This window comes from Acidobacteriota bacterium (assembly GCA_003696075.1).
Classification (GTDB): Bacteria; Acidobacteriota; Polarisedimenticolia; order J045; family J045; genus J045.
The window spans coordinates 1-10,443 of sequence record RFHH01000218.1; the positions used below are offsets into that span (position 1 = coordinate 1).

Here is a 10,443-nt window from a genome sequence, read left to right on the forward strand (position 1 = left end):
AGCCGAGACCGGCGGGCCCGCGCCCAGGCTGCGGCACGCGTGGCGAGAAGGGCCGCCGCCGAGATCAGCGCCAGGAGTCCCGCGGCGGCCGGCACCATCCCGGCGCCCGTTCCGGCGCGTGCCGCGCCGGCCAGGAGCGACAGCGACACCGGCCAAGCCACCAGCGCGGTGGGGCGGGCGAAGGCGAAGGCCGCGCCTTCCGCCAGCGCGAGCGCCGAGGGGCGCACCGGCAGCAAAGCCGTGGCCCTCCGCCCCGCGGCGTCCCGTCGAGGCTCGTCGAACACGGCGGCGAGCACGCCCAGGACGAGCCCGGCGTCGGCGAGCCGGGAGGCGACGAGGGCCGCACCGGCCGCGTCTCCCGTCGCGGCGAGAGCGCCCGCGGTGAGCGCGCCGACGAGCCCCAGGCCGCTCGAAGCGACGAGCAGGAGGAGCGCTGCGAGGAGATCGGAGACGCCCGCGGCCGCGGCACCCGCGGCCCGCGCGGTACCGAGCGCCGCGCGCCATCGCGCCCGCAGGCGCGTCGCCTCGAGCGCCCAGAGAGCGATGACCTGCGATCTCATCGGACGCGGTACCAGGGCAGCGCCGGAGCGGCCGCCGCCGTCCCGCCGGCCGCGAGCACCGCCGACTCGAGGTCGCCGTAGGCGGCAGCGATCTCCGCCAGGCTTCCACCGGCGATCAGCCGGCCGCTCTCGAGGATCGCCACGTCGCTGGCGATCGCCTCGACGAGGGGAATCACATGCGACGTCACCAGGACGGCGGCGCCCCGGCTCCGCAGCTCCCCCAACAGCTCCCTGATCGTGCGTGCGGACAGGGGGTCGACGCCTTCGAACGGCTCGTCGAGAAAAAGCACCGGCGGCGCGTGGAGGAGCGCGGCGGCGAGCGCCGCTTTCTTCCGTTCGCCGCGCGAGCATCCGGCCACCGGACGGTCGAGCGAATCCTGGAGGCGGAGCGCTGCGGCCAGCTCTTCGATGCGGCGGTCCGCTTCTCCCCGGGGAATTCCCCGCAGGCGCGCGACCGCCAAGAGGTTCTCCCTGCCCGTCAGCTCGTCGTAGAGCACCGGGAAGTCGGGCACGGCCCCGATCGTCTCGCGCAGGCGGCGCCCGTCCCGCACCGGATCGAGCCCCGCGACCCGCACCGTCCCCGCGTCGGGACGGAGGAGTCCGCACAGCAGCCGCAGCGCCGTCGATTTTCCGGCTCCGTTCGGTCCGACCAGGGCGAGACAACGGCCCCAGCGGAGATCGAGATCGATCCCATCCAGGGCGAGAACGCAGCCGAACCGGCGCGTCAGCCCGCGAGCGGTGACGGCCGGATCGTCCGAAAAGGGATTGGGCGTAGTGGCGGCCACGAGGCCAATGTAAGGCTCCCGGCGGGGCCGGGAGCCGGTCTCCAGGCGGGACCGGGCCCGATGGGGGGATAATGAGCGTCCCGCCGTGGCGTTCGGCGGGAGGGGGTTCGCGGCCCCCGGGGAGTCCCGATGAGAACCCTGGCTCGCGGTCTTCCTCGGTCCACCCCCATGGCTTGGACCGCCGTCTGGCTCGCCGCCGCCGCCGTTCTCGCCGCACCGCCCCCGGAGCGAACCGCGGCTTCCGGCGCGCGTCTCGAGGGTGTGGCGCTCGATCCTCTGGGGCGGGCCATCGCCGGAGTCGAGATCCGCCTCGTTCCGGAACGGCGCGAGGGCGACTGGCCGTTTCTCGTGACCGCGCGCACCGGCCGGGACGGCCGCTTCGCGCTGGCGGGGCTCCGGCCCGGTGCCTACCGGTTGATCGCCGTGAAGGGGGGCTACGCGGTCCTCGTCGGCGAGATCGACACGATGCTGCGCCGGTCGCTGGAGCTGGTGCTCCATCCGGCGGGCCCGCCGGGCCGGGCTGGCTCGCGTCCCCCGGACGGCGCCTGGGCGCTGAGGCTGCCGGAGCGTGACCGCCTCGAGGCGCGGCGAGGGTGGCCGGAGCGGGCGGACCCGACCGGGTCGGCCGCCGCCGGAAAGGCTCCGTTGGTGGTGGAGGTGGCCGTCTCCCAGCGGGACGCCGTCACTCCGGAGGCGGGCGCCGGGGTCAGCGGTGGAATGGCGGGCACGTTCGATCTTTCGGGCAACAAGCGCCTGGCCTTCTCGGCCCAGCACCGCGAGGAGGGGTTCGACGCTTCGCTCCGCGACGACGCCGACGCTCTGGTGTTGCGGTTCGGGGGCAGCACGGGTTCGGGCGCACCGTTCGAAACGCAGCTCGAGATGCGCCGTGAGGCCAGAACCCGCGGGCCGGCTTCCGGCCGTCCCGGGATCGAGGCCGGATCCGGCGGCGCCCGGCTGGTGGTGGCGTATCGGGCTCCGGGGAGCGGGCTCGTGCTGCGCGGAGAGGCCGCGGGGATCCGCGCGCGGTTCTCGCCCGGCGATCCGGCCGATCGAAGCGCGAGCGCGGCTCGGTTCGCGATGGCCCTGTCGCGCGAGTGGACGGCCGGCGGACGGCGGACGTGGTTCGAGGCCACCGTCCGCCATGCCGGCGGGCCGGCTCCCGATCCGGAGCACCCGGCCGCTCCGGTCGTGGCCGCCGGGTTCGCCGTGCCCGGCCGGACGACCCTCGAGGATTCCTCCGGAAGCTCCCTGGAGTTGCGCGTGGGGCAGAGGTGGTCCGCGGCCGCCGGCCGGGCCGAGCTGCGCGCCGGGCTGGCCGCGCGCGGGGAGCGGGGCTCCGCCTTCGGAACCGCCCCCCGGGCCGGGATGAGTCTGGGCTTCAGCTACCGCCTCGCACCGGCGTGGGTGGTGACCGTCGACGGCGGCGTCCGGGCCGAGGCGGGCGGCCGGGCCGCCCCCGCCTTCCGGGTCGGCCTATCCGGCCGCGCCGGGCGCGTGGAATGGTCCCTGTCCAGGGTCATGCGCACGGGGCCGGCTCCGTGGGCGGGCGACGCGGAGGGTGCCGTCCCCGAGCCGTATCTGCCCCTGATCGGGGCCTCGACCGCCCGTGTCGACGACTGGATCATCGAGGCGGGATGGCCCGCCACGCACCGGCGGCCCGGATTCCGGATCCGGGGCGCGCTCTTCGGAGCACGAGGCGATCTGCTCCCCGCCCTCCCCGGCGACGTCCCGCTTCTTCCCGTGGCCTGGGACGCCTCCGCCTCGGGCGCTCTGCTCGATCTCGCTTTCGAGCACCGGCCGACCGGAACGCACGTCGAGCTCACGTGGGAGACGCTCGAGGACCGCGGCGGCCTGCTCGCCGGTCTCGACGAGTGGACTCGGAGCGAGGTCAGGGTGAGGCAGCGGATCGGTGACGCGTTCGGCGATCGGGCGACCTGCCACCTCCTGCTGGGGATCGAGCGCTCCGGCGTCGGCCCGCGCGCGGACGCGGGGCGGCGCGCGCTGCTCGCCCGGCGGCGGGTCTCGGGCGGCGTCGCGGTGGCCTTCTGAGAGACACCCGATGTCGACGCGCCCCGTCCGGTTCGCCCACCTCCTCGCCCTTGCCGGTGCCGTGGTTCTCTGCGCCGTGTCGGCCGCGAGGACGTGGCACGAGGTTCGCCCGTGGACCGGGATCGAAGTGGGGCGCCCCGCGGGGCAAGGGGTCGCGATCGCGCGCGTCGCCACCGGATCCCCTGCCGAGCAGGCGGGCCTCGCGGCGGGGGACGTGCTGGTGGAGATCGGTGGTCTTCCCGTCTCGAGCACCCTCGCCGCCACCGACGCCATGCTCCGGCTCTCCCCGGAGGAGCCGGTCGGGGTCGCGGTTCGGCGCGGCGGGGAGCGGCTCGCCGTTCGGATCCGACCGGAGGCGCGATCGCGGTGGCAGCGGGACCGGATCGTCGGGTCGGCCGTGGCCGTCCTGTTCTGCCTCGGAGCGATCGCGGTTTTCCTGCGCCCCCGGGGGACGCGGGCGGACACGGTCTACGCCCTGTGGTGCCTGTCGGGGGCGCTGTTGTTCGGGGTGTCGTGGTCCGACCGGGGAACGGCGCTGGACTGGCTGCTCTTCTGGGTGGATCGCTGCGCTCGGCTGTCGTTCCCAGCGCTCTGGATGCACCTCGTGCTGGCGTTGCGGCTCCCTGCGGAGCGCCGCCGCCGGTGGCTGCCGGCCGTCTACGCCCCGGCGGCGTCCCTCCTGCTCGCCGAGGTGCACCTCGTCGGATTGGGCGGCGCCTTGCGGTGGGGCGACGGCGCGGTGGGCGTGATCGACCGCTTGCAGGGACGGATCGAGTTCGCTTGGCTGGCGGCCGGTCTCGTGGCGGGGATCGCCCTCCTGGCGCCGGGGGCGGTGCGCGCGCGGCGGCTGAAGGAAAGGGCGCGCGCGCGGTGGATGCTCGCGGGCACCGTGTCCGGGCTCCTTCCGTTCCTCGCCGTTTCGGCGCTGCCGCGATTGGCCGTGGGACGGGAGCCCTCCTGGAGCTGGTTGGCCCTCCCCCTGCTGGCGCTGGTGCCGCTGACCTTCACTCCCGCGGTCATCGAATACCGGCTGATGGACCTGGCGCTGTTCGGGCGCCGGGCCCTGGCCGGTTTCGGGATGCTCTCCTTGTCCCTGGTTCTGTTCCTCGGGTTCCACAGCGTCGCCCGCGCGGTCCTGCCGGCGGTGATGAAGCCGGCGGGTGTGGTTCCCGCGCTGGTCGCCGCACTTCTCACCGCAGCCCTCGCCCCGGCGGTGCGGGCGGGAACGCGGGACCTCGTGAGCCGGCTCTACTACCGCCGTCGGTACAGCTTCCGAAGAGCTCTGGCCCGCGTCGCGCGCGACCTCACGCGCGAACTGGAGCTCGATCGCCTCACCCGGGTCCTCCAGGCGAGGGTCGGAGAGGCGCTGGACGCGACGCCCGTTTGGCTTCTCTTGATCGGTGAGGGCGGCAGCCTGGTTCACCCCGTGTCGGGGCGCCCGGTGCGCGCCCGGCTGCCCGGCGCGCTGCTCCCGCGCCTTCGCCAAGGGGAGACGGTCTCGCTCGCCGACGTCCCGTCAGCTCCGGCGACGATGCCCCTGCTGCACCGGGCCGGAGTGCAGGTTCTGGTCCCGCTGCGTGTGGAGGAGGAGCCGATAGCCGTCCTCGCCGTGGGGGCCCGGCGAGCGGGCCGGCTCCTGGACACCGACGATCTGGAGCTGCTGCGGACGGTGGCGGCCCACGCCGCGTCCGCCGTGGCGGGGGCCCGCCACCTCGCCCGGCTTCGTGAACAGATCGAACTCGTGCAGCGGCTCCGGGCCCGGACCGAAGCGATCGTCACCTCCAGCCCGATCGGGCTGGCGATGATCGACGAGGAAGGCATCGTTCGGCACTGGAACCCGGCGCTCGAGCGCCTTTTCGGCCGGCCGCGGCAGGAGGTTCTCGGTCGCCGGTACTCGGAGGTCCTGCCGGCCTCCGTGCGAGCCCTCGTCCGCTCGGCGCTGGCCTCGACGGCGGCGGCGGGCGAGCGCGCCTTCAGGGTCCGAATCGACGCCGCCGCGGCGGGCGGGGAGGAACGGATCGTCAACCTCGCCGTGAGCCCCGTCCGCGGCCCATCGGGCCGGGAGGGCTGGCTCGTCACGGTGGACGACGTGACCGAGCGCGTTCGCCTGGAGGAGCGGCTGATCCAGCAGGATCGGCTCGCGTCGGTGGGCCTGCTGGCGGCCGGGGTGGCCCACGAGGTGAACACGCCCCTGACCGGGATCTCCTCGTTCGCCCAGATCCTCCTCGAGGAGACCCGCCCGGAGGATCCCCGCCGCCCGCTGCTGGAGAAGATCGTCGCCCAGGCGGAGCGCGCGTCGCGGATCGCGCGCGGACTGCTGACGATCTCGCGGCCCTCGGGATCCGGCCGGTTGGCGCTCGGCCCGGTCGATCTGGGCGAGCTCGCCGAGGAGACGGTCGGCCTGCTCGGCCCGCAGATCCGCCGGGCGAACGCGACGGTCCGCGTGGAGCGATCCGGCGGGGCGGTGGTCGTCGAGGGCGACCGCTCGCGGTTGCAGCAGGTCGTGATGAACTTGCTCCTCAATGCCCTGGACGCGATCCGTCCCGGCGGGGTCGTGAGTGTCGACTGCCGTCTTTCCGGAGACGGGAGGGCCCTGCTCGAGGTGGCGGACGACGGGGTCGGCATCCCCGAGGAGGTCCGGTCGCGCATCTTCGATCCGTTCTTCACCACGAAATCCGGGGGACGGGGTACCGGCCTCGGGCTGTCCATCAGCTACGCCATCGTTCGCGAACACGGGGGCGAACTGGTCGCGGAGAGCGAGCCGGGAAGAGGGACGCGCATGCGGGTTCTCCTTCCGGCATTCGAGAGGGCCGCCTCCGGCCGGCGGGCGGCCCGTGCGGCGGAAGGGCGCGCGTGAAAGCGGCTCGGAAGCCGGCGCAGATCCTGGTGGTGGACGACGAACCGGTCGTCTGCGAGGTCCTCGAGCAGCTCCTGGGCCGGCGCGCGGGGCACGACGTGGCGGTGGCGTCCAGCGCGGAGGAAGCGGAGCGGTGGCTCGCCTCTCGGCCGGTGGACCTCGTGCTCCTCGATCTGATGCTCCCCGGAACCGACGGCCTGGAACTCCTCCGGAAGATCCTCGCCGACGATCCCCAGCGCGAAGTGATCATGATGACGGCGCACGGGTCGGTGGAAACGGCGGTCGAGGCGATGAAGGCAGGGGCTTTCCATTACCTCACCAAGCCGTTCCAGAACGACGAAGTGCTGCTCCTGGTCGAGTCGGCGCTGAACCGCCGGCGGCTGCGGCTCGAGAACGCCGGACTGCGCCGGGCCCTGGCCGAGCGGCACCGCTTCGGGCGCATGGTGGGCCGCTCGAAGGCGATGCAGGACCTGTACCGGATGATCCAGCAAGTCGCCGCCGCTCGGACCACCGTCCTGATCACGGGAGAAAGCGGCACGGGGAAGGAGCTGGCGGCCGAAGCGATCCACTCGAGTGGCCCCGATCCCAACGCGCCGTTCATCACCGTCAACAGCTCGAACCTCCCGCCGGAGCTGCTCGAGTCGGAGTTGTTCGGGCATGTCCGCGGCGCCTTCACCGGCGCCGTTTCCGACAAGGAAGGCCTGTTCGCTGCCGCGGCGGGGGGGACGCTCTTCTTCGACGAGATCAGCACCATCCCTCCCTCGGTGCAAGCGAAGCTCCTCCGGGTGCTCCAGGAAAAGGAGTTCCTGCCTCTGGGATCGGTGCGGCCGGTGAAGGTGGACGTGCGGATCCTCGCCGCCACGAACGAGGATCTGGCCAAGTTGGTCCAGGAGGGGCGGTTCCGGGAGGACCTCTACTACCGGCTGAACGTGGTGACGATCGCGCTTCCGCCGCTCCGGGAGCGGCGCGAGGACATCCCGCTGCTGGCCGAGCACTTCCTGGCCGAGTTCAGCGACGAGCACGGCAAGCCGGGCTTGCGCTTCGCTCCGGAGGCGATCCCCGCGATGATCCAGTACGACTGGCCGGGAAACGTGCGGGAGCTGAGGAACGCGGTGGAGCGGGCGGTCCTCCTGGCGGAACGGGACGAGATCGGGCCGGAGCTGCTTCCCCGCCCCCGCGGCGTCTCGGATCCGTCCGGAGAGATGGTGCCCCTTCCCCCGGGCACCTCGTTCCAGGAGGCGGTCGAGTCGTTCGAGCGGGCCCTCATCCGATGGGCCCTCCGCGAGTCGGGGGGGGTCCAGCGGCGGGCGGCGGAAAGGCTCCGCATGAAGCCGACCACCCTGAGCGAACGGATGAAGCGGCTGGGGATCCGCTGATCCCAGCGACCGGTTCCGCCGGCGGGCGGCGCCCCGCGAGGAGATTCCCCTTCGCCCGCCACGGGTTGCCCGCATCTCCGGCGCGGCGCTAGAGTTTGCGGCGGCCGGCGCCGGTGCCGGCCGGATGCGGAGGATGCGCAGCGGTCGAGCCGGGGCCGCGGGCGGCCGATCGCGGCACCGGCCATAAGATGAAGATGGGCGTCCCGCAGCGGAGCGCGCGGGATGGGACGGGCCCGCAACCCGAAGGCGGGGCCCGCCGGTGCGGGGGATGGCATTCGGAGGACCCGGGGTCCCGAGCCCCAGGGGAGGCGGACGATGAGAGGCAGCGTTTCGAGGCTCTTCGGGCTGACGGCGTTCTTGCTCGTGCTCGCCGGGGCCACCGCCGCGCTCGGAGCGGACGGTGGCGTGCGGGTCACCGTTTACGAGGTCACCGATGCCGGGAACGAGCCGATGCCCGGAGCCACGGTGATCCTGTCGCACCCGGGCGGGCAGTTCCCTGAAGCGGGCGCGGTCACCGACGCGAACGGCCAGGCGCTCTTCCCGGTGGTGCCGGCGCTCGCGGGCTACGCGGTCAAGGTCAGCATGCCGGGATACGCCACGACCGTCCGGGACGGTGTCAAGGTGGTGCCCAACCAGATCACGGACGTGGTCGTCGCACTGACCCCCGAGAAGACCGAGGAGGTCACGGTCGTCGGCAAGGAGAAGCTCATCGATCTCGAGAAGGGAACGGAGTCCAAGACCGAGATCTCGGCCGAGTTCTTCGAAGACCTTCCCGTGCTGGGACGCGAGTACCAGAACGTCCTCTCGCTTGCGCCAGGGGTGAACGACACCGACGGAGACGGAAACCCGACGGTCCACGGTTCCCGGGCCCGGGACTTCCAGGCGCAGGTGGACGGCGTGAGCAACGTGGACCCGCTCACCGGCTACTTCATGTCGAACATCAACCCCGACGCGATCGAGGAGATCGAGGTCATCGACTTCGGCGCCGACGCTTCGTACGGCGGAGCCGTGGGCGGCTACGCGAAGATTCACACGAAGAGCGGGACGAATCAGTTCGAAGGAGCTTTCAACTTCTTCCTCCGAGACTCGGCCGCAGACAACGACCGGGCGGGGAACATCGATCCTGTCGACTTCGGCCGCATCCAGCCGTCGCTGTTCCTTTCCGGTCCGCTCATTCGGAACCGGATGTGGTGGGTGGTCAGCCACGAATACCTCGATCAGAGCGATCCGGTCGACGTGATCGGTGGCGGCGATTTCGTGCAGAAGTTCAACCGCTGGACCCACCTCGACAAACTCACGTGGCAGGTTGGGCCGAAGAGCAAGCTCGCCCTGCAGTTCTCGGCGGACCCGATCGAGCTGACCCCGCTGGATGCGTCTGCCATCGTACCGGCGGCCAGTAGCGTCCGGTACACCGCCGGGGGGCCGACCTACTCGCTGACGTGGAACGTGCCCTACTCCCCGACCTTCGCCCTCGAATCCCAGATCGCCTTTTCCGACATCAACGTGACGCTGGATCCGATGAACCCGTGGACGACCCTCCCGGACGGGCGGCAGACCGGTACGCTGCTGAACTCGTGCGTCGTCGACAGGGACGATACGGAGTTCGATGACTATCTCCCCGGGTTGCGTTGCCGGGACGACGACCTGTTCGGTCTGACCAGCGGAACGGCCAACCGCGATTACGAGGACACGCGCCAACGGTGGACTTACCGCTTCGAGGGAGACCAGTTCATCAACGAATGGTTGGGTGGATCGCATCGCGTCCGCTTCGGCGCGTCGCTGCAGAGAGCTTCGTTCTCCCGTGACGACATCCGCTTGAACGAGCTGCGCCGGAACGGCATCGGACTCCAGGGAGCCGTCCTCGGCACGAACGGGAGCCTCGATCCCAATCAGCCGGCGTACAGCCTTTTCGAGACCGTCTACGCCCCGAAGATCGCCACCGACGCGGGGGGCGCGATCGCCTCCGGCATGCCGGCGCGGGTGCAGGACGACGTGGACGGCAACTACTTCGCGGCCTACATCACCGACACCTACGAGCCGACGAGCAACGTCGTGATCAATCTCGGTGTTCGGTTCCAGCGCGAGGAGATCTCCAGCTTCGGCTACACGCCGTTCGACCCCGCCGCCGAGCGGGCGGCGTGGAACGAGTTCCTGGACCGCTGCATGGCGGGGGAGATCCCGACGAGTGCGGACCCCTCGGGCCTCGACCCCAAGAAATGCTTCCAGGCGCTCGGCGGCTCGACGCTGTTCACGATGCACCGGCTCGACGTGCCGACGGCCCAAGGGTGCGGCGGTGGCAACGCGCTCAACCCCGCGCTGTGCGAGCTCGCGGGAGGCGAGATCCTGATCAACAACGGCTTCGTCCCCAAGACTCGCGGGCGGGAGCGCTTCACCATCAGCAATAACGGAATCGCGCCGCGCTTCAGTATCTCGTGGGATCCCTGGAGCGACGGAAAGACGCTCATCTCCGGGAGCTTCGGGCGCGTGTACGCGGACAGTATCCTCTTGCCGTTCGCCTTCGAAAACGGACCGGATTCCCTGCTGCGACGGTGGACGCTCAACAGCCGGCTGCAGCCAACGCGGCAGGACGTTCCGAGCGCGATCGGGGGCTTCGCGATCTCGGTGGTCGATCGCAACATCAAGATGCAGCACTCGGACGAGTGGGGCCTGCGCTTCGAGCGGGAGATCGCCCCCGAGACGCGCCTGACGCTGAGGTACGTCAACAGGAAGTTCTACGACCAGCTGCAGGATATCGACGTCAACAAGGTTCCCGTCTACTGGGACGAGCTGCCGGATCAGTTCCCGGATCCCAGCCG

6 protein-coding genes are annotated in these 10,443 nt (G+C 71.9%); 4 read left to right on the forward strand and 2 right to left on the reverse strand.

Annotated elements, in window-relative coordinates:
* Positions 1 to 560, reverse strand: a 560-nt coding sequence (locus tag D6718_13510; GenBank protein RMG42680.1) for a hypothetical protein, incomplete at its 3' end; no start/stop codon positions are given.
* Positions 557 to 1,618: an ABC transporter ATP-binding protein gene (locus D6718_13515; protein RMG42685.1), complete on the reverse strand. Its 1,062-nt coding sequence runs from the start codon at positions 1,616 to 1,618 to the stop codon at positions 557 to 559. The genes D6718_13510 and D6718_13515, both read right to left, overlap by 4 nt.
* Here D6718_13515 and D6718_13520 point away from each other — a divergent pair.
* The 4 genes from D6718_13520 to D6718_13535 all read left to right on the forward strand — a co-directional run.
* The gene (locus tag D6718_13520) at positions 1,475 to 3,394 is read left to right on the forward strand and encodes a carboxypeptidase regulatory-like domain-containing protein (protein RMG42681.1); all 1,920 of its coding nucleotides are present in this window, start codon (positions 1,475 to 1,477) and stop codon (positions 3,392 to 3,394) included. The two genes, D6718_13515 and D6718_13520, sit on opposite strands and share 144 nt — an antisense overlap.
* Positions 3,395 to 3,404: 10 nt before the next feature.
* Positions 3,405 to 6,251, forward strand: coding sequence for a PAS domain S-box protein (locus tag D6718_13525; protein ID RMG42682.1), 2,847 nt, complete (start codon positions 3,405 to 3,407; stop codon positions 6,249 to 6,251).
* The gene (locus D6718_13530) at positions 6,248 to 7,627 is read left to right on the forward strand and encodes a sigma-54-dependent Fis family transcriptional regulator (protein RMG42683.1); all 1,380 of its coding nucleotides are present in this window, start codon (positions 6,248 to 6,250) and stop codon (positions 7,625 to 7,627) included. The genes D6718_13525 and D6718_13530 overlap by 4 nt, the downstream gene beginning before the upstream one ends.
* A 315-nt stretch (positions 7,628 to 7,942) precedes the next feature.
* Positions 7,943 to 10,443 (forward strand): TonB-dependent receptor (locus tag D6718_13535; protein ID RMG42684.1); only part of this gene is annotated, 2,501 nt, incomplete at its 3' end.